This is a genomic window from Pigmentiphaga daeguensis (genome assembly GCF_039523035.1).
Classification (GTDB): domain Bacteria; phylum Pseudomonadota; class Gammaproteobacteria; order Burkholderiales; family Burkholderiaceae_B; genus Pigmentiphaga; species Pigmentiphaga daeguensis.
Window position 1 is genome coordinate 235,840 of the sequence record NZ_BAAAEN010000002.1, and the last position, 21,211, is coordinate 257,050.

Annotated in this window: 20 protein-coding genes; 12 read left to right on the forward strand and 8 right to left on the reverse strand. The window is 67.3% G+C overall.

The genetic code is table 11. The features are described from left to right. Nucleotides 1-52 precede the first annotated feature (52 nt). A complete protein-coding gene (locus tag ABD104_RS03870) occupies nucleotides 53-931 on the forward strand; it encodes a CheR family methyltransferase (protein ID WP_243724575.1) in 879 nt (292 codons plus the stop codon). An 8-nt stretch (nucleotides 932-939) separates the two neighbouring features. After that, nucleotides 940-1,596 carry a CheB methylesterase domain-containing protein gene (locus ABD104_RS03875; RefSeq protein ID WP_425543309.1) on the forward strand — a complete coding sequence of 219 codons (657 nt, stop codon included), beginning with the start codon at nucleotides 940-942 and terminating at the stop codon, nucleotides 1,594-1,596. 185 nt (nucleotides 1,597-1,781) lie between these two features. Here the strand turns inward: ABD104_RS03875 and dapB are convergent, their stop codons facing one another. Both dapB and ABD104_RS03885 read right to left on the reverse strand, forming a co-directional pair. After that, nucleotides 1,782-2,591: a 4-hydroxy-tetrahydrodipicolinate reductase gene (gene dapB / locus ABD104_RS03880; protein WP_279818706.1), complete on the reverse strand. Its 810-nt coding sequence runs from the start codon at nucleotides 2,589-2,591 to the stop codon at nucleotides 1,782-1,784. Nucleotides 2,592-2,596: 5 nt separating this feature from the next. Then, nucleotides 2,597-3,208: an outer membrane protein assembly factor BamE gene (locus ABD104_RS03885; protein WP_425543310.1), complete on the reverse strand. Its 612-nt coding sequence runs from the start codon at nucleotides 3,206-3,208 to the stop codon at nucleotides 2,597-2,599. Between the two features lie 285 nt (nucleotides 3,209-3,493). Between ABD104_RS03885 and fur the strand changes: the two genes are divergently transcribed. Then, complete coding sequence (gene fur / locus ABD104_RS03890; RefSeq protein WP_087841463.1) at nucleotides 3,494-3,913, forward strand: ferric iron uptake transcriptional regulator; 420 nt, start codon at nucleotides 3,494-3,496, stop codon at nucleotides 3,911-3,913. A 30-nt stretch (nucleotides 3,914-3,943) separates the two neighbouring features. Here fur and recN read toward each other — a convergent pair whose 3' ends face one another. After that, complete coding sequence (recN, locus tag ABD104_RS03895; protein WP_087841462.1) at nucleotides 3,944-5,587, reverse strand: DNA repair protein RecN; 1,644 nt, start codon at nucleotides 5,585-5,587, stop codon at nucleotides 3,944-3,946. A gap of 32 nt (nucleotides 5,588-5,619) precedes the next feature. Continuing rightward, on the reverse strand, nucleotides 5,620-6,516 hold the full coding sequence (locus ABD104_RS03900; RefSeq protein WP_087841461.1) for an NAD kinase: 897 nt from the start codon (nucleotides 6,514-6,516) through the stop codon (nucleotides 5,620-5,622). Nucleotides 6,517-6,746: 230 nt separating this feature from the next. Between ABD104_RS03900 and hrcA the strand changes: the two genes are divergently transcribed. The 6 genes from hrcA to dnaJ all read left to right on the forward strand — a co-directional run bounded on the left by hrcA (nucleotide 6,747) and on the right by dnaJ (nucleotide 13,608). Then, entirely contained in the window at nucleotides 6,747-7,751 is a 1,005-nt protein-coding gene (gene hrcA, locus ABD104_RS03905) for a heat-inducible transcriptional repressor HrcA (RefSeq protein ID WP_087841460.1), read from the forward strand. Between the two features lie 83 nt (nucleotides 7,752-7,834). Then, complete coding sequence (gene hemH, locus ABD104_RS03910) at nucleotides 7,835-8,944, forward strand: ferrochelatase (protein WP_087841459.1); 1,110 nt, start codon at nucleotides 7,835-7,837, stop codon at nucleotides 8,942-8,944. A 4-nt stretch (nucleotides 8,945-8,948) separates the two neighbouring features. Continuing rightward, complete coding sequence (locus tag ABD104_RS03915) at nucleotides 8,949-9,329, forward strand: RNA-binding S4 domain-containing protein (protein ID WP_087841458.1); 381 nt, start codon at nucleotides 8,949-8,951, stop codon at nucleotides 9,327-9,329. A gap of 339 nt (nucleotides 9,330-9,668) precedes the next feature. After that, nucleotides 9,669-10,235: a nucleotide exchange factor GrpE gene (gene grpE / locus ABD104_RS03920; RefSeq protein WP_087841457.1), complete on the forward strand. Its 567-nt coding sequence runs from the start codon at nucleotides 9,669-9,671 to the stop codon at nucleotides 10,233-10,235. 105 nt (nucleotides 10,236-10,340) lie between these two features. Continuing rightward, nucleotides 10,341-12,281 carry a molecular chaperone DnaK gene (gene dnaK, locus ABD104_RS03925; RefSeq protein ID WP_087841456.1) on the forward strand — a complete coding sequence of 647 codons (1,941 nt, stop codon included), beginning with the start codon at nucleotides 10,341-10,343 and terminating at the stop codon, nucleotides 12,279-12,281. A gap of 205 nt (nucleotides 12,282-12,486) precedes the next feature. Further along, entirely contained in the window at nucleotides 12,487-13,608 is a 1,122-nt protein-coding gene (gene dnaJ / locus ABD104_RS03930; protein ID WP_279818674.1) for a molecular chaperone DnaJ, read from the forward strand. Between the two features lie 23 nt (nucleotides 13,609-13,631). Here dnaJ and ABD104_RS03935 read toward each other — a convergent pair whose 3' ends face one another. The 3 genes from ABD104_RS03935 to ABD104_RS03945 form a co-directional block, all read right to left on the reverse strand. Then, nucleotides 13,632-14,597: a D-2-hydroxyacid dehydrogenase gene (locus ABD104_RS03935; RefSeq protein WP_338615690.1), complete on the reverse strand. Its 966-nt coding sequence runs from the start codon at nucleotides 14,595-14,597 to the stop codon at nucleotides 13,632-13,634. Between the two features lie 4 nt (nucleotides 14,598-14,601). Continuing rightward, entirely contained in the window at nucleotides 14,602-15,573 is a 972-nt protein-coding gene (locus tag ABD104_RS03940; RefSeq protein ID WP_343927184.1) for a Bug family tripartite tricarboxylate transporter substrate binding protein, read from the reverse strand. Between the two features lie 90 nt (nucleotides 15,574-15,663). Continuing rightward, the gene (locus ABD104_RS03945; protein WP_343927185.1) at nucleotides 15,664-16,455 is read right to left on the reverse strand and encodes a class II aldolase/adducin family protein; all 792 of its coding nucleotides are present in this window, start codon (nucleotides 16,453-16,455) and stop codon (nucleotides 15,664-15,666) included. 121 nt (nucleotides 16,456-16,576) lie between these two features. Between ABD104_RS03945 and ABD104_RS03950 the strand changes: the two genes are divergently transcribed. Next, a complete protein-coding gene (locus ABD104_RS03950; RefSeq protein ID WP_087841451.1) occupies nucleotides 16,577-17,497 on the forward strand; it encodes a LysR family transcriptional regulator in 921 nt (306 codons plus the stop codon). A 35-nt stretch (nucleotides 17,498-17,532) separates the two neighbouring features. Here the strand turns inward: ABD104_RS03950 and ABD104_RS03955 are convergent, their stop codons facing one another. Continuing rightward, complete coding sequence (locus ABD104_RS03955) at nucleotides 17,533-18,411, reverse strand: LysR substrate-binding domain-containing protein (RefSeq protein ID WP_087841450.1); 879 nt, start codon at nucleotides 18,409-18,411, stop codon at nucleotides 17,533-17,535. 164 nt (nucleotides 18,412-18,575) lie between these two features. On the opposite strand from ABD104_RS03955, the gene ABD104_RS03960 reads away from it, so the two are divergent. Together ABD104_RS03960 and ABD104_RS03965 are read left to right on the forward strand one after the other, a co-directional pair. Next, complete coding sequence (locus ABD104_RS03960; RefSeq protein WP_132980052.1) at nucleotides 18,576-20,159, forward strand: rhodanese-like domain-containing protein; 1,584 nt, start codon at nucleotides 18,576-18,578, stop codon at nucleotides 20,157-20,159. A gap of 17 nt (nucleotides 20,160-20,176) precedes the next feature. Beyond that, nucleotides 20,177-21,181, forward strand: a complete 1,005-nt coding sequence (locus tag ABD104_RS03965; RefSeq protein ID WP_087841448.1) for a Bug family tripartite tricarboxylate transporter substrate binding protein — start codon at nucleotides 20,177-20,179, stop codon at nucleotides 21,179-21,181. Nucleotides 21,182-21,211 lie beyond the last annotated feature (30 nt).

A 21,211-nucleotide genomic window follows, 5' to 3' on the forward strand; every position in this document is an offset into this window, starting at 1 on the left:
TGCCGATAATCCCGTCAATGATAGCGTGGGGGCTTTTCCTTTAGGGCCAAGCGTGACTTCCAGAACCAGCCTCCTGGCCATGACCGACGCCATGCCGGGCACGGCCGACTCTCTCGTCGGCACCGAATTCGCCTTCAGCGGCCAGGATTTCGACCGGATACGGACCCTGTTGCGGCAGCACACCGGCATTTCGCTGTCGGACGCCAAGCGCAGCATGGTCTACAGCCGGCTGGCCCGGCGGCTGCGCGCGACCGGCCGTCCGTCCTTCAGCGCCTACCTGGAGGGCCTGCGCGCCGGCGCGCCTGAATGGGAATACTTCGTCAACGCGCTGACCACGAATCTCACGTATTTCTACCGCGAGAACCACCATTTCCAGATCCTGGCCGCCTACCTGAAGCGGCTGGCCGCCGAGCGCCCGGGCCAGACCCTGCAACTCTGGTGCGCGGCCGCTTCCACGGGCGAAGAGGCCTGGACCCTGGCCATCACGGCCGCCGAGGTGTTCGGGACCCTGGCGCCGCCGGTGCGCATCCTGGCGACCGACCTGGACACCCATGTGCTGGCCACCGCGCGCCAGGCCGTGTACCGGCGGGATCAACTGGCCAAGGTGCCCGACCAGCAGGCGCGGCGCTACTTCATCGAGGAAGCCGAGGGCTTGTACGCCGTGCGGCCCGAACTGCGCGCGCTGGTGAATTTCCGCCAGTTGAACCTGCTGGATCCCGCCTGGCCGGTGCGCGGGCCGCTCGATGCGGTGTTCTGCCGCAACGTCCTCATCTATTTCGACCGCCCCACGCAATTGCGGGTGGTCGAGCGCATGGCCGGGTTGATGCCGGCCGGAGCCCTGCTGTTCGTCGGGCATTCCGAAAGCTTTTCCCAGGGGCAGCAGCGCTTCGTGCTCCAGGGGCGTACCGTCTACGCCAGGCAGCCGGGCTGAGCGCATCCATGACCGACGAGCACCACCGGCCCGCCGACGGCCGCGCGCCTGCGCCGTCCCGATACGACCGCAGGCTGCTGGTCGCCATCGGCGCCTCGACGGGCGGCACCGAAGCGCTGCGCGACCTGCTGGAAGCGCTGCCCGCCGACCTGCCGCCCATCGTCATCACCCAGCACATGCCGCCCGGGTTCACGCGCAGCTTCGCCGAGCGCCTGGACAAGCACACGCCGCTGCGCGTCAAGGAAGCCGAGCACAACGAACGGCTGCATCCAGGGCACGTCTATGTGGCTCCCGGCCACGCGCACCTGGCGGTGCGGCCGCTGCCGCTGCTGGGCTATCACGCGCAGTTGTCCGAGGGCGAGCCGGTCAATCGCCACCGTCCCTCGGTCGAAGTCCTGTTCCTGTCGGCCGCCCGCGCGGCGGGGGCGTGCACCGTGGCCGTCATGCTGACCGGCATGGGCAAGGACGGCGCGCGGGCCATGCTGACGCTGCGCGAGGCCGGCGCCTACAACCTTGCCCAGGACGAAGCGTCGAGCGTGGTCTTCGGCATGCCCCGCGAAGCCATCGCCCTGGGCGCCGTCCACGAGATCGTCCCGCTGCCCCAGATGGCCCAGCGCCTGGTCATCGCCGTAGAAGCCAAGAACAAGGCCATCAATGGACCCTGAAAAGCAAAACGGCCCCATAAGAGGCCGTTCTAGCCGTTGCCAGGGCACAGCGGATCCGGCTTTGCCGGTCCGCCAGCACCGTTGAGGGGATGCGGCGCTCCGCCCCGAGACGTCCGCACCCAGACCCAGGATGCGGTGGATCCGGCTTTGCCGGTCCACCCGCATCGCCCCCTGCGGGGCGCGCGTTAGCGCGTAGGGGGGGACCTCAGACCCAGGACGTCCTGCATGTCATACAGGCCGGCCGACTTGTCCGCCAGATAGCGGGCGGCGCGCAGGCTGCCTTCGGCGTAGTTGACGCGGCTGCTCGAGCGGTGGGTGATCTCGATGCGTTCGCCCGGGCCACAGAAGAAGACCGTGTGGTCTCCCACCACGTCGCCGCCGCGGGCGGAGGAAAAGCCGATGGTGCCGTGCTTGCGGGCTCCGGTGTCGCCATGGCGGGCCCACTCGGCCACCTCGGACAGCGGCTTGCCCCAGGCCTGCGCCACGGTTTCACCCATTTTCAACGCCGTGCCGGATGGAGCATCCACCTTGTGCTTGTGGTGGACCTCGAACACTTCCACGTCGTAATCGTCCTTCAGGATGCGGGCGGCGATGTCCAGCAGCTTGAGGGTGACGTTCACGCCCACGCTCATGTTGGGCGCGAAGACCACGCCGACCTTGTCGGCGGCCGCCGCGATCGCGGCCTTGCCGGCTTCGTCGAAGCCCGTGGTGCCGATGACCAGCTTGACGCCGTGGCGGCGGCAGGCTTCCAGGTGGGCCAGCGTGGCCTCGGGTCGGGTGAAGTCGATCAGGCAGTCGGCCTGGGCAAGAGCGTCCAGGTCGTCGGTGATGGTGACCTTGCTTTGTTTGCCCAGGAACTCGGCGGCATCGTGGCCGATGGCGGGGCTGCCTGCGCGGTCCAGCGCGACGGCCAGTTCCAGGTCGGGGGCGGCGAGCACGGCTTCGATCAGCATGTGGCCCATGCGGCCGGTAGCCCCGGCAATGGCGATACGCATCGAGGTCATTCCTTGGTATTCGTGGCGGGTTGAGCGGGGGCCGCGTCGCCGGAGGGCGGTGCGGCGGGAGGCGCGATCGGAGCGACCGGCGTGGCGACGGCGGGCGCGGAACCGGGGTCCAGGCTGGGAGAGGCGGCGTTGCCCTCGACTGTCAGGGGCGCCGCGTTCGGGGCCTGCTGGGCCGGCTGCGTGATGGCGCCCAGGGCCTTGCGCGTGTCCTTCTGCTGGAACGGCTGGCGGGCGGGCTGTTCATCGCCGGTCCAGCGCTCGAGCCGGTCGTTGACGAAATAGACGGTGAAGCGCCGTTCCTCGGTCTGCCCGTGGCCCGGCGTGAACAGGTACGGATAGTCCCAACGGTCGGAATGGAAAATGCTGGTCAGGGTAGGGCTGCCCAGGGCGAAACGCACCTGTTCGCGGGTCATGCCGGGGCGCAGCAGCTCCACTTGTTGCTGGGTCAGCCAGTTGCCCTGCTGGACGTCGGCCCGGTAGGGTTTGACGAAGTTCGGGACGTAGTTGTTGACCGAGCTGCATGCCGCCAGGCCCAGCAGCGCGGCCGGGGCCAGCCGCCGCAAGGTGCCGGCTTGGCCGTGGATGAAGGAAATCAGAGCGTTTGGCACAGATCCGCACTCGTCTTGATTGGGGAAACCGTTATCATAAAGCCCTCGGGGATTGCCTGGGCTTTTCCGGGGCTTTCCCGGCACTTCAGGACGGCTGCCGCGGGACGGGTAACAGGGCGCTTCGTGCGCCGAGCCGGGCCGTCCCGCCGCCTTCCATGCCGGAGCGCCGCGCCATGCGCGTGTCGCGCGCCAGATGGCTGACTGGGCTCGAAGACCCAGCACCCACGCCGGTTCCCGCCGTCCAGCGGGGACCGACACACGAAACCGCTTTCAGAAGGGATCATCATGACAGATCAAAGCGAACTCAAAAGTATAGGCCTGAAAGCGACCTTTCCCCGGCTCAAGATCCTGGATGTCTTCCGCAAGGCCGAAGTGCGCCACATGAGCGCCGAAGACGTCTATCGGGCCCTGATCGGCGAAAGCGTCGAGATCGGGCTGGCCACGGTCTATCGCGTGCTGACGCAGTTCGAGCAGGCCGGGCTGCTGGTCCGCAGCCAGTTCGACAGCGGCAAGGCCGTGTTCGAGCTGAACGAGGGCGACCACCATGACCATCTGGTCTGCACCAATTGCGGCAAGGTCGAGGAGTTCTTCGACGCGGAAATCGAAAAACGCCAGCAGAAGATCGCCAAGGATCACAACTTCGTGCTGACCGGGCACGCGCTGTCGCTCTACGGCATCTGCCAGAACTGCGCCAAGAGCCGCTGAAGGCAGGCAAGGGGCGGGCGCTGGCCCGCCTCAGTTGTTGCCTATCATTTCCCGCGCATGCTTGCGCGTCGTGGCGGTGATCTCTATGCCGCCCAGCATCCGGGCGATCTCGTCCACCCGTCCCCCCCTGTCCAGCCGATTGACCGTGGAGATCGCCGCGCCTTTCTCCTGGCGCTTGTCGACCCGCAGGTGCGTATTGCCGCAAGCGGCGACCTGGGGCAGGTGGGTGACGCACAATACTTGATGCAAACTGCCTAGTTCGCGCAGCAGCCTGCCCACCACCTCGGCCACCGCGCCGCCTATGCCCGTGTCGACTTCGTCGAAGATCAGGGTCGGAACCCGCGCTGCGCGGCTGGCGATGACGGACAGGGCCAGCGAGATCCGCGCCAGTTCGCCCCCGGACGCCACCTTGGCCAGCGGACGGGGCGTGGTGCCCGCATGTCCGGCGACGCGGAATTCGATGGCCTCCGATCCGTGGATACCGGGGTCGGCCGGCTCGACCGCGACCTCGAAGCGGCCGCCGGTCATGGCCAGCGTCTGCATGGCCTGGGTCACCGCCTTGGACAACGAGCCGGCCGCCTTCTTGCGGGCCCGGCCGAGCTTGGCGGCGGCGGCGTCGTAGGCGGCCTTGGCGGCTTCGGCCCTGGCGCGCAGCGCCTGGACGTCCTCGGCTTCCTTCAGGGTCTCGAGCTGGGCCAGCAGCGTGGCATGCCGTTCGGGCAATTCCTCCGGTTGCAGGCGGAACTTCCTGGCGGTGTCGAACACCGCCTGCAGGCGCGCCTCGACTTCGCCCAGGCGCTGGGGGTCGAGCTCCAGGCGCCCCAGATAGCTGTTCAGGTCGGAGACGGCTTCCTGCAACGCGATACGGGCCGATTCCAGCGCCTCGGACACCGGTGCCAGCGCGGCGTCGTGCACCGCCAGCTGGCCGATGCGCTGGGCCGCGGCGGCCAGGCGGGCATGGGCGGCGTCATCGTCTTCTTCCAGGGCGGCGATGGTCTGGCTGGCGCCGTCGATCAGCGACTGGGCATGGGCCAGCCTGCCGTGCTCGGCCTGCAGGTGCTCCCATTCGCCGTCCTTCAGCGCCAGCCTGTCGAGCTCGTCGGCCTGCCATTGCAGGCGCTCGCGCTCCTGCTGCAGCGAGGCCGCGTCGCGTTCCACGGCTTCGAGCCTGCGCGCCAGCTCGCGCCAGGCCTTCCAGGCCTGGGCCACCTCGCGCCGCAAGGCGCCGTGGTCCCCGTGGTCGTCCAGCATGTCGCGCTGGGAATCGGTCTTGAGCAGGCTCTGGTGCGCGTGCTGGCCATGGATGTCGACCAGGTGCTCGCCCAATTCGCGCAGCTGGGTCAGGGTGGCGGGTACGCCGTTGATGTAGCCGCGGCTGCGGCCCTGGGCATCGATGACTCGCCGCAGCACCAGGCTGTCGGTGTCCAGCTCGCGTTCGGCCAGCCAGTCCAGCAGGGCCGGCGGAACGTCGAACACCGCGCTGACCTCGGCCCGACTGGCGCCTTCCCGCAGCACCGACGCATCGGCGCGTTCGCCCAGGGCCAGCGCCAGCGCATCGATCAGGATCGACTTGCCGGCGCCCGTTTCGCCGGAGAAAACGGTGAAGCCGGGGCCGAATTCGACCTCGGTCTGGTCGACGATCACGAAATCGTTGATGTGCAGGGCGCGCAGCATGCGAATGGGGCCGGTGGAAGGGGCGGGAAAGACTAGTCGATCGCGGTGCCGGAAATCTGGTTCCAGTGCAGCTTGCGCCGCAGGGTGGAAAAATAACTGTATCCGGCCGGGTGCAGGAAGCGGATGGTATGTTCGGCGCGTTTCACCAGGACGCGGTCGCCTTCCTGCAGCGACGACCAGCTTTGCATGTCGAAGTGCACGCTGGCGCTTTCGTCGCGGCCCCCCGGAGAGCGGGTGAGGGTGATGTCTATCGTGCAGTCGTCCGGGATCGCGATCGGCCGGTTCGACAGCGCCTGCGGCGCCACCGGCACCAGCACCAGCCCGCGCAGCGACGGATGCAGGATGGGGCCGTTGGCCGACAGCGCGTAGGCCGTCGATCCCGTGGGCGTGGCGATGATCAGGCCGTCGGCGCGTTGCTTGGACATGTACAGGCCATCCACCTGCACCGTGACTTCCAGCATGCCGCCCAGGCCGGCCCGGCTCAGCACCACGTCGTTCAAGGCCAGCGCCGAGACCAGCGTGGTTTCGCCCCGGATGACGCTGCAGGCCAGCAGGGTGCGGGTTTCCGACTCGAACTGGCCGTCGAGGATGCCGGCGATGGCGGTGCCGGCATCCTCGATGGGGACGTCGGTGATGAATCCCAGCCGGCCGTGGTTGATTCCCACCACCGGCACGTCCCAGGGCGCCAGCTGCCGCGCCACCCCCAGCATCGTGCCGTCGCCCCCCATGACGATGGCCAGCGACGCGCGCTGCCCGATCTCCTCGACGGTGGCGGAGGGGTAGTCCAGGACGCCGATATTGGTGGCGGTGTCCTTCTCGAACACGACCTCGCGTCCGGCATCGCGCAGCATCTGCGCGACCGCGCGCAACGGCGCGGCGATGCCGGTATCGTGGTATTTGCCGACGAGGGCGACGATGGGAAAATGCATGCAGGCATTATATGAGGGGAGACCCCCCAACGGGGCCCCATGTGGTCCTTTTTGCCATTCCCAATACTCAATCCGTTCACCCACCTTGAACGCCGTTCCTCTAAAGAACCCCGGCCCCCATCAGCCTGGCAGTTGCCAGGGCACTGCGGATCCGGCTCCGCCGGTCCGCCAGTGCCGCCCCCCCCGGGGGGGGGGCGCGCGTAAGCGCGTAGGGGGGGTACAATCCCTTTATGGACGATCGCGCACGTACATTGTTGAAAGCTCTCATCGAGCGTTACATCACCGACGGACAGCCTGTCGGTTCGCGCACGCTCTCCAAGGTCTTCGACCTGTCGCCGGCCACGATCCGCAACGTCATGGCCGACCTCGAGGACCATGGCCTGATCCACAGCCCCCATACTTCCGCCGGGCGCGTCCCCACTCCCCGGGGCTACCGGATGTTCGTCGACTCGCTGTTGACGGTGCAGCCCTACGAAGTCTCCGAGGCCACCCACATCCAGACCCTGCTGCCTTCGGCCGAACCGCAGCGCGTCATCGCGGCCGCGGCTTCGCTGCTGTCCAAGCTGACCCAGTTCGCCGGCGTGGTGATGTCGCCCAAGCGCAGCCAGATGTTCCGCCAGATCGAGTTCATCCGGCTGTCCGACACCAGGGTGCTCCTGATCATCGTGACGCCCGAGGGCGACGTGCAGAACCGCATGCTGATGGTCCAGCGGGATTATTCCTCGACCGAGCTGACCGAGGCGGCCAATTTCTTCAACCAGCATTTCAGCGGCAAGTCGTTCGAGGACGTGCGCCAGATCCTCCAGCGGGAACTGAGCCAGTTGCGCGAGGACATCTCCCGGCTGATGGAGCTGGCGGTGGATGCCAGCGCCGAGGCGGCCACCGAGGACGACAGCGTCGTCATCTCGGGTGAATTGAACCTGTTGGGCGTGTCCGACATCACCGCCGACATGGACAAGCTGCGGAGGATGTTCGAGCTGTTCGAGAAAAAGACCGACCTGATGCAGCTGCTGGACGTCTCGAGCCGGGCGCAGGGCGTCCAGATCTACATCGGCGGCGACTCGCAGCTCGTGCCGATGGAAGAGGTCAGCGTCATCACGGCGCCCTACGGGGTGGACGGCAAGGTCGTGGGGACCCTGGGCGTGATCGGCCCCACCCGGATGTCGTACGAGCGGGTGATTCCCATCGTCGACATCACCGCGCGGCTGTTGTCCAACGCGTTGAGCCATCATTGAGCCGGCGTCCGCCGGCAACGGCCGGGGGCATCTCCGTCCCGCGCCGTTCCTCCCGCCATTCCTGAGACCCGCACACGCCACGCATGCGTTTCCTTCCCGAGCCGCCGCCGTCTTCCCTCCATCCCACCCGCACCGGCCTGCTGCTGGTCAACCTGGGCACGCCCGACGCACCTACTGCCTCCGCGGTCCGCCGCTACCTGGCCGAGTTCCTGTCCGATCCCCGGGTAGTCGAGATTCCGCGCCTGGTCTGGCTGCCCATCCTGTACGGCCTGGTCCTGACCCTGCGGCCGCGCGACGCGGCGGCGCGCTACGCCTCGGTGTGGACGCCCGAGGGTTCCCCGCTCCTGGCCTGGAGCCGCCGCCAGGCCGAGGCGCTGTCGCGCGCGCTGTCCGACCGGGGGCTGGTCGTGGAGGTGGCGCTGGCCATGCGCTACGGCAATCCGTCGCTCGAGGCGGCCATCGCCTCGCTGCGCGAGACCGGCTGCGAGCGCATCCTGGTCCTGCCGCTGTATCCGCAGTACGCGGCCAGCACCACGGCCGCGGTGTCCGACGCCGTGGGCGCGTGCCTGGCCCGGCTGCGCAACGTGCCCGAGGTCCGGTTCGTGCGCGATTTCCACGCCGATCCGGGCTATATCGAGGCGATGGCCATCCGCATCCTGGATTTCTGGCGCAGCAACGGGCGAGGCCAGAAACTGGTGCTGAGTTTCCACGGCCTGCCCAAGCGTTCCATCGCGCTGGGAGACCCCTATCACGAGCAATGCCTGGAGACCGGCCGGCTGCTGGCCGAGCGGCTGGGCCTGTATGCCGAACAGGTCGAGATTACGTTCCAGAGCCGTTTCGGCGCCGCCGAGTGGCTCCAGCCATATACTGAACCCCGGCTGAAGGAACTGGCGAAAAGCGGCGTGTCGGACGTGGACGTGTTCTGCCCGGGCTTCGTCGCCGATTGCATCGAAACCCTGGAAGAGATCGCGATGCAGGGCAAGGAAGCCTTCCTGCTGGCGGGGGGCCGGCAACTACGCTACATCGACGCGTTGAACGACTCGCCGGCGTGGATAGGGGCCTTGGCAGACCTGGCCGGGCGCCACATGCAAGGCTGGACCACCCGCTCCGAGGCCCGCCAGCCCACCGACGCGGCGCATGCAGCCGTCTTGCTGCAGCGCAAGAACGACAAGACGCCGGCGACGGACCGGTAATGTGATGGAAGAACTACGTATCGACAAATGGCTGTGGGCGGCACGGTTCTACAAGACCCGTACGCTGGCCCAGGAAGCGGTCGAGGCAGGGCAGGTGAAGGTGTCCGGCGAACGGGTCAAGCCCTCGCGCGCCGTGCGTCCCGGCGACATCCTGCAAATCCGCGCCGGAGACCAGGATTGGGAGGTCCTGGTCCGAGCCCTCTCCACCCAGCGCGGCCCGGCGGTCTTCGCGCGCACCCTGTACGACGAGACCCAGCAAGGCATGAAACGCCGCCTGGAAGCCATCGAACTGCGCCGCCAGAACGCCGACCCCGCCGCGACCCTGAAAGGCCGCCCCACCAAGCAAGACCGCCGCAAGATCGAGAGGTTTAGAACCCCCAATTGAGGACCCCCCCTACGCGCTGACGCGCGCCCCCCAGGGGGCGATGCGGGTGGACCGGCAAAGCCGGATCCACCGCATCCTGGGTCTAGTGGGACCATCGTGGGTCGTGGCCCGGTTGCTATCGCTGGCTGCCAGCGGTAGCAACCGTGCTTCAGTCCAAGATCGTTTCCCTAGACCCAGGAAACCGCGGATCCGGCTTTGCCGGTCCGCCGGTTTCGCCCCCTGGGGGGCGCGCGTTAGCGCGTAGGGGGGGGATATACTTGAAAGCGCAGATTTCACCCCCATCTCGCGCATAGAGTTCAAGCAAGTCACTGATTTTTCTGGTTTTTCATGGAGGCACCAATGTCGGCTGAGCACAAGCCTGGCGACCAACCCAATTTGGATCCCGAAAACGTGAACCCCGCTCCGGCGGCGGAAACGCCCGAAACCGAGGGCGGCGAGGATCCCATCGTCGCGCTGCAGGCCCAGCTGGCCGCGGCCCAGGCCGAGGCCAAGGACAACTACGATGCCATGCTGCGCGCCCGTGCCGAGGCGGACAATATCCGTCGTCGCGCCCAGGAGGAAGTCTCCAAGGCCCAGAAGTTCGGCATCGAGGCATTCGCGGAAAACCTGTTGCCGGTCAAGGACAGCCTGGAGGCTGCCCTGGCCCAGGAAAACCAGTCCATCGACACCCTGCGCGAGGGCGTGGATGTGACCCTCAAGCAGCTGATCGGCGCCTTCGAGCGCAACAAACTGGTCGAGATCGCCCCGGTGCCCGGGGACAAATTCAATCCGCACCACCATCAGGCCATCGCGTCGGTTCCGTCGGACGAGCCGGCCAACACGGTCCTGCAGACCCTGCAGAAGGGCTACATGATCGTCGATCGAGTACTGCGTCCGGCACTGGTGACGGTCGCGGCCGCCAAATAAGGCCCGCCGCGATCGAAAGAAGCTATCGCAGGCATTGAAATAACGAAATTCCCACCTATTTATTGATCAAGCGAAATTTTCTGATTTCTTTCAGGAACAAGGATTATGGGCAAAATCATAGGCATCGACCTGGGCACCACCAATAGCTGCGTCGCAGTGATGGAAGGCCAGCAGGTCAAGATCATCGAAAACGCCGAAGGCGCCCGCACCACCCCCTCGATCGTCGCCTACATGGAAGACGGCGAGATCCTGGTCGGCGCGCCGGCCAAGCGCCAGGCGGTTACCAACCCCAAGAACACCCTGTACGCCGTCAAGCGCCTGATCGGCCGCAAGTTCGACGAACAGGCGGTGCAGAAGGACATCGACCTGATGCCCTACGCCATCGTCAAGGCCGACAACGGCGACGCCTGGGTGCAGGTGCGCGACAAGAAGCTGGCCCCGCCGCAGGTGTCGGCCGAAGTGCTGCGCAAGATGAAGAAGACCGCCGAGGACTACCTGGGCGAGGAAGTGACCGAGGCCGTGATCACGGTGCCGGCCTACTTCAACGACAGCCAGCGCCAGGCGACCAAGGACGCCGGCCGCATCGCCGGCCTGGACGTCAAGCGCATCATCAACGAGCCCACCGCGGCCGCGCTGGCGTTCGGCCTGGACAAGTCGGAAAAGGGCGACCGCAAGATCGCCGTCTATGACCTGGGCGGCGGCACGTTCGACGTGTCCATCATCGAGATCGCCGACGTCGACGGCGAAAAGCAGTTCGAGGTGCTGTCCACCAACGGCGACACCTTCCTGGGCGGCGAAGACTTCGACCAGGTGCTGATCAACTACATCATCGCCGAGTTCAAGAAGGAACAGGGCGTGGACCTGTCCAAGGACGTCCTGGCCCTGCAGCGCCTGAAGGAAGCCGCTGAAAAGGCCAAGATCGAACTGTCGTCGGCCACGCAGACCGAGATCAACCTGCCGTACATCACGGCCGACGCCTCCGGTCCCAAGCACCTGAACCTGAAGGTCACCCGCGCCAAGCTGGAAGCGCTGGTCGAGGACCTGATCAACCGCACGATCGAGCCCTGCCGCATCGCCATCAAGGATGCCGGCGTCAAGGTCTCGGACATCGACGACGTGATCCTGGTCGGCGGCATGACGCGCATGCCCAAGGTGCAGGAGAAGGTCAAGGAGTTCTTCGGCAAGGATCCGCGCAAGGACGTGAACCCCGACGAGGCCGTCGCCGCCGGCGCCGCGATCCAGGGCTCCGTGCTGTCGGGCGACCGCAAGGACGTGCTGCTGCTGGACGTGACGCCCCTGTCCCTGGGTATCGAGACCCTGGGTGGCGTCATGACCAAGATGATCAAGAAGAACACCACGATTCCGACCAAGTTCTCGCAGGTGTTCTCTACCGCCGACGACAACCAGCCGGCCGTGACCATCAAGGTGTTCCAGGGCGAGCGCGAAATCGCCGCCGGCAACAAGGCGCTGGGCGAATTCAACCTCGAAGGCATCCCGCCCTCGCCGCGCGGCACGCCGCAGATCGAGGTCACCTTCGACATCGACGCCAACGGCATCCTGCACGTGTCGGCCAAGGACAAGGGCACCGGCAAGGAAAACAAGATCACGATCAAGGCCAACTCCGGCCTGACCGAGGATGAAGTCGAACGCATGGTGCGCGACGCCGAGGCGAACGCCGACGAGGACAAGCGCGTGGCCGAGCTGGCGCAGTCGCGCAACCAGGCCGACGCCCTGGTCCACGCCACCCGCAAGTCGCTGGAGGAATACGGCGACAAGCTCGAGGCGTCCGAGAAGGAATCCATCGAGGCCGCCATCAAGGATCTCGAGGACGTCCTGAAGGAAGGCGACAAGGCCACCATCGACGCCAAGGTCGAGGCGCTGTCCAAGGCTTCGCAGAAGCTCGGCGAAAAGATGTACGCCGACATGCAAGCCCAGGCCCAGGCCGCCGGCGCGGGTGCGGCTCCTGGCGGTGACGCCGGCGGAGCGAAGGCCGACGACAACGTGGTCGACGCCGACTTCAAGGAAGTCAAAAGAGACGACAAGTAAGCGGTACCCGCGGAGCGGCCTACAATGTGGGCCGTTCCGCTTTTCGTTTTGACTGCGCTGGTGCAGGCACCGGTGCAGGATTTGGGTAGGCCCCCTGGCTGCCCCGCGACGTCAGGGGGCCTACCCAAATCCGTCAATAGCACGCAACCGCTATTCACCAGAGATATTGCCGGCCTCGTGAAAACGGGCCACCGAAGAAAGAACCATGTCCACCAAACGCGATCTGTATGAAGTCCTCGGCGTTGCCCGCACCGCCACCGAGGAAGAAATCAAGAAGGCCTACCGCAAGCTGGCCATGAAGTACCACCCCGACCGCAACCCCGGCTCCAAGGAAGCGGAAGAGAAGTTCAAAGAGGTCAAGTACGCCTACGAGATCCTCTGCGAAGCCGAGAAGCGCGATGCCTACGACCGCTACGGCCATGCCGGCGTCGATGCGGCGGCCGCGGGCGGCATGGGCGGCGGGGCGGGGGGCTTCGCCGACGCGTTCGGCGACATCTTCGGCGAGATATTCGGCGGCGGCCGCCAGCGCGGCGGCGCCCAGATGTACCGCGGCGCCGACCTGAAATACAGCATGGAAATCACGCTGGAGCAGGCCGCCACCGGCTTCGACACCGAGATCCGCGTCCCCAGCTGGGACAACTGCGACACCTGCCACGGCTCCGGCGCCAAGCCCGGCACCCAGCCCAAGACCTGCCACACCTGCGGCGGTACCGGCGCGGTGCGCATGCAGCAGGGCTTCTTCAGCGTCCAGCAGACCTGCCCGACCTGCCACGGCACGGGCAAGGTCATCCCCGATCCGTGCACGGCCTGCGACGGCGTCGGCAAGGTCCGCCGCAACAAGACCCTGCAGGTCAAGATCCCGGCCGGCATCGACGACGGCATGCGCATCCGCTCCTCCGGCAACGGCGAGCCCGGCGTCAACGGCGGTCCTTCGGGCGACCTCTACGTCGAGATCCACATCAAGCCGCACGGCATCTTCCAGCGCGACGGCGACGACCTGCACTGCGAGCTGACCATTCCGTTCACCACCGCGGCACTGGGCGGGGACCTGGAAGTGCCCACGCTGGGCGGCCGCGGCGAGATCAGCATCCCGGAAGGCACGCAGTCGGGCAAGGTCTTCCGCCTGCGCGGCAAGGGCATACGCGGCGTGCGCTCCAGCTATCCGGGCGACCTCTATTGCCACGTCGTGCTCGAGACCCCGGTGCGCCTGAACGACAGGCAGAAGCAGATGCTGCGCGACTTCGAGGCTTCGCTAAGCGAAGGCGGCGACAAGCATTCTCCGCAGAGCAAGTCGTGGACGGACAGGGTGAAGGAGTTCTTCAGCTGATATCGGACCGGACGACCGGACGTTCAGCGCACCCGGTTGCGCAGGCCGGCCCGGTCGCCGCTGGCCCAGGCACGCGCGTTGTGCGCGATGAGCGGCAGCACCTGGTCGGCATAACGGTCCGACTCGCCGCCGATGTGCGGCGTGATCAACAGCCTGGGTACCGACCACAAGGGATCGTCTTCAGGCAGGGGCTCGCGTTCGAATACGTCCAGCGCGGCGCCTGCCAGCCTGTCGCCGCGAAGTGCGTCCACGAGCGCGGCGGTATCGCATAGCGCCGCGCGCGCCAGGTTGATGAGGAAGGCGCCGGGTTTCATCGCCGCCAGCACGGCGGCGTCCACCAATCCCCGGGTTGCCTGGGTCAGGGGGGCCAGGAGCACCAGGAAGTCCGCTTGCGCAGCCACGTCGCGCAGCGTGCCATGGGCGTGCACCCGGTCGAAGCCCGCCACCTGGCGAGGGCTCGCCGACACCGCCAGCGTATGCATGCCCAGCGCCTGGCACTTGATTGCCAGTTCGCTGGCTATCAAGCCCGTTCCCACTACCGCGAGCGTCTTGCCGTGCAGCAGCGGCTGGCGTCGGCGCTGCCAGCGGCGTGCGCGTTGGTCCGCCAGGATGGACGGGAGATCGCGCGCCAGGGCGAGCATCAGCGTCAAGGCCATTTCCGAGACGGCCGGGCCGTGGATGCCGTGTGCCGACGTCAACGCCACGTCCGGCGGCAGGTCCGGATGGTCCGCGATACCATCCACGCCGGAGGACAAGGCCTGCAGCCACTGCAACCGGGGCAAGGCACGCAGCAAGCCATGGTTCAACGCGCTGGCGAAACACGCCAGTGCCGTGGCCTGCCGAGCCGAATCGGGTATCGGCTGGTTCGGGCCAATCCAGTCGAACGCGAGATCCGGCAGGCGCCGGGTCAGTTCCCGCGCATAGTATTGGCCATCGGCGTTGACGATGAGCAGCCGGAAATCGTCCGTGGATGCAGGGGACGTCCGCATGGCATCAGTCCGTGCTGATCTTCGCCGCCGAGATCAGCGGCCCGTAGGACTGCTGTTCGCTTTCGATGCGGGCCCGTACCGCGCTGGCGGTGGACGGCGCGGCTTCCTGGCCGAGCGCGTTCAGTGCCTGCCGGGCTTCCGGTGTCGCCAGCCACGCCCGGATTTCATCGCCAAGCTTGTCGATGATCGCGCTCGGCGTGCGCGCCGGGGCGTAGAGCGCGAACCACGTTTCCAGCTCATAGCCGGGGAAGCCCAGTTCGGCCAGGGTCGGCACGTCCGGATACATGCTGGAGCGTTGCAGCGACGTGGCAGCCAGAACCTTGATGCGGCCCGACTTGCCGAATCCTCCCAACGCGGCCTGGTCCAGCATGGCCAGCGGCGTGCGTCCCGACACCACGTCGGCGATCGCGGGGGCAAAGCCCTTGTAGGGTACGTGGTTGAGCCGCACGTCGGCCCGCTGGGCAAGCAGTTCCATGCCAAGGTGGGCGGAGCCGCCAATGGCATTGGACGCATACGACAGCGCGCCGGGCTTGGCCCGCGCCATGGCGAGCATCTCGTCCAGCGTATTGGCGCCGAGTTCGGCCGACACGCAAAGAAGGTATGGGCCCTTGGACAGCATGCTGATGGGGGCGAAGTCGGCCCGGACATCGTAGGGTACCTGCTTGCTGGTGAGCGGGATCAGGGACATGGTCGAACCGCCCGTCATCAGCAGCGTGTAGCCATCGGGGGCGGCCCGCGCGACCGCTTGCGCGGCGATCACGGTATTGCCACCGGAGCGCGATTCGACCAGCACGGGCTGGCCCAGGGTTTTTTCCAGGCGCTGGGCAAGCAGGCGGGACAAGCCGTCCGCACCGCCTCCCGGCGCGTACGGAATGATGATGCGTATCGGCCTGTCGGGATAGGCGTGGGCGGGCATGGCCGCCAGGGCCAGCGCGGCGGCCAGGCCGGCGAACAGATAGCGGCAACGATGGAACATGCCTGTCTCCTTGCGCGCGGCTCTTGCCGCGCTGCGTTTTTGTCGTGAGGCCGGCGCGCGCCGGTGGCGGGCCGGATGCGATGGGGTGAATCAAGTGCGATAGGACGGATCCTTGCGGTCCAGCATGCGCAAGAGCGCGGGCCATTCGAGGTTGCCCAGGGGACTGACGGTTCCGTCCGAGCGGACCGTGCCGGGCGGACGGAAGCCGGCCGCGGAGATCTTGTCGGCCAGGGCGGAGTCGGGAAGGGTCAATTCCTGGCCGCTGGCCAGTGCATCGACCTGGGCCTGCATCGCCATTTCCAGGTGCCACATCATCGCGAAGGCCTGGCCGATGCTTGCTCCGGCCACCAGCGTGCCGTGGTTGCGCAGGATCATGACCGGCTTGTCGCCCAGGTCGGCGGTCAGGCGTTCGCGTTCGGCGATCTGGTTGGCCAGTCCTTCGCTGTCATGGTAGGCAACCTTGCCGTGGAACAGCATGGCGTGCTGGGTCAACGGCAGCAGTCCGCACTTCATCGCCGACACGGCCATGCCGGCCCGGGTATGGGCGTGGATGACGCAGCGCGCATCCGGACGCGCGGCATGGACGGCACTGTGGATGACGAATCCGGCACGATGGACGGGATGCTGCGTGGGTTCGACGACGTTGCCGTCGATGTCGATCTTGACGAGGTTCGAGGCGCAGACCTCGTCGAACATCAGCCCGAAGGGGTTGAGCAGGAAGTGTTCCTCGGCACCCGGCACGCGCGCCGAGATGTGCGTATAGATGAGATCGGTCCACCCGTAGTGGGCATGGAGCCGGTAGCAGGCGGCCAGGTCCACGCGCATCTGCCATTCTTCGGCGTGGGGCACGGGGCGGGAGGAGGAGGGGGTATCGGTCCGCATGAATTCCTGAGCGTGTTCAATATGGCGAGGCGCTCCGGCCGCGCTTGGGATAGAGTATTGAATCGCCTGGTCGCGCCAAAGCCAATCAAAACATTTTGTTCGAATCTTGAGAAAAATCTGAATGAGCATCGAGACCCAGTTGAGCCTGCGGCAACTGCGGGCTTTCGTCGCCGTCTACAGGTTCGGCAAGCTCGCGACCGCCGCGAGCCGCCTTTCCGTGACCGAATCGGCGGTCAGCACCATGCTCAGACAGATGGAGTCCACGTTGAACCTGCGGTTGTTCGACCGCACCTCGCGGTCGCTGGTGCCGACCCAGGCCGCCCAGGAGATCATCGCCACCGCCGAACGCATACTGGGCGACGTGGCCTGGCTGGGCACGCGGATGGAAGACCTGGGCGACCGCCGTATCGGCCGCGTCCACGTGGCGGTCACCGCCACCGTGGGCAGCGTCCTGATGCCGGGCGTGGTGCGGCGTTTTCGCGACGCCTATCCCGGCGTGCAACTGGTGCTGGACGATTGCGCGCCGGACCAGTTCCTGGCCAGGGTGCTGTCCGAGCCCGTGGATTTCGGCATCGGCACGCCGGAGCGCGAGGACGCCCTGCTGATATCCCGGGTGCTGCTGCGCGATCACCTGTGCCTGGTATGCGCGACGGACCATCCGTTGGCGGGCCGCCGCCAGGTGCGCTGGCGTGACCTCGCCCGGGAGCCGGTCATAGCCGTGCGGCAGGGGTTGGCCTATGGCATGCGCGGCCGGATGGAGGCGGCCGCGGCCAGTGCCGGCATCGCGCTCAACGTCGTGCACGAGGTCAATTTCCTGTCCTCGGCATTCTGGATGGCGGCCAGCGGGCTGGGCGTGTCGATCTGGGCATCGGCGCTGGCGGGAGGCATGCGCTACGAGAATCTGACGCGCTGCCGGCTGGTGGGCCCGCGGGTACCGATGGATTTTTCGCTGGTGCATAAACGGGGCCGGAGCCTGTCGCCGGCCGCCGAAGCCTTCGTGGAAATCGCGCGCGACGAACTCGCGGGCATGGATACCCTCTAGGGCCTGTGCGAGCCTCCTTTTGGCGTGAACAGGTCCTAGGCAGCGCTTCCGCCGCGCAGGTCCAGCGGCCGCAAGGTGGACTTCAGCCCGTCGTAGACCTGGCGCAGCACCGGGTTCAGCGAGTCCGGGCGCATCCAGAGGTAGTAGCTCACGTCGGGCAGCCGGGGCAGGCCGTCCTTCTCGCCCAGCACCCGCATATCGGGCCCCAGCAGTTCCACCGAGCGGGCGGTCACGCCCAGGCCGGCCCGTATCGCAGCCTTGATGCCTATCATGTGCGGCGCGAGGTAGGCCGTGCGCCATGACATCCTGGCCGCATCGAGCGCAGTCAGCGCGATGCGGCGGTACAGGCTGTGTTCGTCCGCGATGATCAGCGGCACCGGCTTGCCGGGTTCGAAGACGTAGTCCGCCGAGCATAGCCAGACCGTGGGCGAGGTGCGCAGCACCATGCCTTCCAGCGCCGGATCCTCGCGCGTCGAGACCGTCAGGTCCAGTTCGCCCATGCGCAGCGACTCCATCAGGAAAGGGCTGCGGCCCACGTGGATCTCCATCTGCAGCCTGGGGGAGAGCCGCGCGATGTTCGCCAGCAGCGGCGGCAGGATGCTGTCGGCCACATCCTGCGGCGAGCCCACGCGCAGCGAGCCGGTCAGCTCACGGTCTTTCAGGGCTCGCCACGCTTCGTCGTTGATGGCGATCATGTGCTTGGCGTAGTCCAGCAGCCTGCGCCCGTGCGCCGTCAGGCGCTTGTAGCGTCCGGCCTTCTCGAACAGCGGCACGCCCGCCTGCGCTTCCAGGCGCTGCATCTGCTGGGTCAGCGCCGCCTGCGTGCGGTGTGTCTTCTCGGCGGCCGCGAGGTAGGTCTCGTGTTCCGCGATCGCCACCAGGGTGCGCAACTGCGTCAGGTCGAAATTCTTCATATAAGAAATGCTTATATTTTAGGGTCGATTTCTAAATTGTGCTGGGTGTGCTCGCTGCATAGACTGTGGGTCGGTCAAAAGAAATTATAAGTTTCCAAGATAGTTTTATCGAGGTCACCCAGGCCGGATGCGGGATCGACCGGCTTCATCCACAGATATCTCTCATGAGCAAAACCATCACCGCAGGGCAAGCGAAACAATGGCTGGACGAAGGCGGAGAGATCGCCTTCCTGGACGTGCGCGAGCACGGGCAGTACGGCGAAGAGCATCCTTTCTTCGTCGTGTCGGTTCCCTACAGCAGGCTGGAGCTGGACGTCGAGCGCCTGGTGCCGCGCAAGACCGTTCCCGTCGTGCTGCTGGACGACGGCGATGGCGTGGCCGAACGCGCCGCCGCGCGGCTGGAGGCGGTGGGCTATGGCCACATGCACGTGCTGCGCGGCGGCGCGGCCGCCTGGAAGGCCGCCGGCTACGGGATGTTCCAGGGCGTGCACCTGCCGTCCAAGACCTTCGGCGAACTGGTGGAGCATGCCTATCACACGCCCCGGCTCCAGGCCCCGGAACTGGCCGCCATGCAGGCGCGGGGGGAAGCGGTGGTGGTCCTGGACGGCCGTCCCGTGGACGAATTCCGCAAGATGAACATCCCGGGCGCGGTCTGCTGCCCCAACGGCGAACTGGCGCTGCGCATCCACGCGCTGGTGCCGGATGACCGCACGCCCGTGGTGATCAATTGCGCCGGCCGTACGCGCAGCATCATCGGCGCGCAGACCCTGATCAACATCGGCATTCCCAATCCCGTCTATGCCCTGGAGAACGGTACGCAGGGCTGGTATCTGAACGACCTGGCGCTGGAGCACGGCAACGACAGGCGCTATCCGCAGGTGGACGCGGCGGCGCCGGACTTGAAGGCGCGGCGGGACAGGGCCCGGGAGTTGGCCGGCCGGCACGGCGTCGCCGAGGTCGACGCGGCGACGCTGGCCGGCTGGATGCGCCAGGAGGATCGCACCACGTTCCTGCTGGACGTGCGCACCGGCGAGGAGTTCGCCGCCGGTTCGCTGCCTGGCGCCCAGCACGCGCCGGGCGGCCAGCTCCTGCAGGGCACCGATCTGTACGTGGGAGTCAAGGGCGCCCGGCTGGTGGTGACGGACGACGACGGCATCCGCGCGCGGGTGGTGGCGAGCTGGCTGGCCCAGATGGGGCGTGAAATCCATGTGCTGCCCCCCGAAGAATGGACCCGCGCGGGCGCGGCGCTGCCGCCGCCGGCGCCGGCGGTCGCCGTGCAGGGCCTGCCGCTGGTGGGCCCGGCGGAACTGGCCGCCCTGGTGGCCGCGGGCCAGGTGCAGATCCTGGACGTCCGCGCCAGCATGGCCTACCGCCAGGCGCATATCGCGGGGGCGCGCTGGGCCATCCGTCCGCGCATGGCGGGCCTGGCAGGCACGGGGGCGGGCGCGCTGGTGCTGGTGGCGGCCAGCGCCGAGCTGGCCGCGCTGGCCGCGGGCGAGCTGCCCGAAGCGCTCCGCGCCGGGGCGCGCGCGCTGGTCGCGCCGGTTGCGCAGTGGCGGGAGGCGGGGCTGGCGGTCGAGGCCACGCCCGATACGCCGCGCGATGCAGACTGCATCGATTTTCTTTTCTTCGTCCACGACAGGCACGACGGCAACAAGGAGGCCGCCCGGCGCTATCTCGCCTGGGAAACGGGCCTGATCGGACAGCTCGACGCACAAGAGCGGGGCGCATATCGCATCTCGCCATGACACCTGAGGAGGAAAGCATGAAGACCAAGAACACGAAGCGAGGCGGCAGGGCGCCGGCGTCCGGCCTGCTCCTGGTCGCGGCGCTGGCCGTGGCGTGGGCGGGACCGGGGCGGGCGGCCGATCCGGGCGCCTTCCCGGCCAAGACGGTCCGGATGGTGGTGCCGGTATCGGCCGGCGGCAGCACCGACAAGATCGCCCGCCTGCTGGCGGAAAAACTGAATGCCAGGTGGGGCCAGGCGGTGGTGGTGGAGAACGTCACCGGGGCGGGCGGCTCGATCGGGGCGGCGCAGGTGGCCAAGGCGGCGCCCGATGGCTACACCCTGCTGCTGCACAGCGACGCCGTGGTGCTGAACACCGCGCTGCTCAAGAAGCCGCCCTATGCGCTCAAGGATTTCTCGGGGGTGGTGCGGGCCATCGCCAATCCGCAGATCCTGGTGGTCCGGCCCACGCTGGGAGTCAAGACCTTCCAGCAATACCTGGCGCTGGCGAAGAAGTCGCCGGGCCAGGTGACGGTCGGCCTGCCCACCAGCGGTGGAATCGCCCACATCGCTCACGAAATGATCCAGGCGCAGACCGGCATCGACGTCAACTACATCCCGTACCCCGGGGGCGGGCCGGCCGCGGTCGATGTCATGGGCGGGCACATCGACGCCACCATGATCACCATGGCCGCGGTCACCGAATTCATCAAGGCCGGGCGCCTCGTGCCGCTGGCCGTCACGACTTCCTACCGCTCGCCGGCGCTGCCCGACGTGCCGACCGTGGCGGAGTCCGGGGTGCCGGGATTCGACGTCGAGTCCTGGCAGGGCATCCTGGCGCCGGCCAAGACGCCCGCGGCCGTGATCGAGAAGATCAATCGCGACGTGATGGAGATCCTGCGCCAGCCAGACATCAAGGCGCAGGTCGAGAGCATGGGGTATGGCGTCGCGGGCGGCACGCCGGCCGAGTTCGACCAGTCGCTCAGGCAGGACCTGGAGCGCTATTCCAAGGTCATCAAGGCCGCGCGCATTACCTTGCAGTAACCGGGTGCGGGCCATCGCGCCCGCGGCTCC